1 pseudogene is annotated in these 451 nt (G+C 29.7%); it reads left to right on the top strand.

The features are described 5' to 3' along the window. Positions 1-451 (top strand): annotated as a pseudogene (locus tag FJV36_RS01010) (topoisomerase C-terminal repeat-containing protein); the annotation flags it as partial.

Raw genomic sequence — 451 nt, 5'->3', positions numbered from 1 at the left:
GTGTAGAACGTAATTATGAACAGATGATTCTGTCTAATAAAGTTGTGCAAAGTGAATTATTAACAGAAAAAACAGGCTCAAATAAAAATAAATTAGTTCCTACTGATATAGGAAATATTGTAAATGATTTTTTAGTTGCAAATTTCTCTAATATTTTAGATTTTGGATTTACAGCCAGAGTTGAAAATTCTTTTGATGATATTTCAGAAGGAAATGAAGATTGGATAGAAATGATTAAAGGATTTTATATCGATTTTCATAAAACAGTAGAGCATGTAAAAGAAAACGCCGAAAGAGAAAGCGGAGAGCGCATTTTAGGAAAACATCCTGAATCAGGAAAAACAATTTTAGTTCGTTTAGGGAAGTTTGGACCAATTGCACAAATTGGAGCTCCTGAAGATGAAGAAAAACAATTTGCATCTTTAAATAAAGAACAACATTTAGGTACAAT

The sequence above is a fragment of the Flavobacterium sp. I-STPP5a genome, assembly GCF_009764685.1.
Taxonomy (GTDB): domain Bacteria; phylum Bacteroidota; class Bacteroidia; order Flavobacteriales; family Flavobacteriaceae; genus Flavobacterium.
This window is presented reverse-complemented; position numbering and strand designations above follow the sequence as displayed.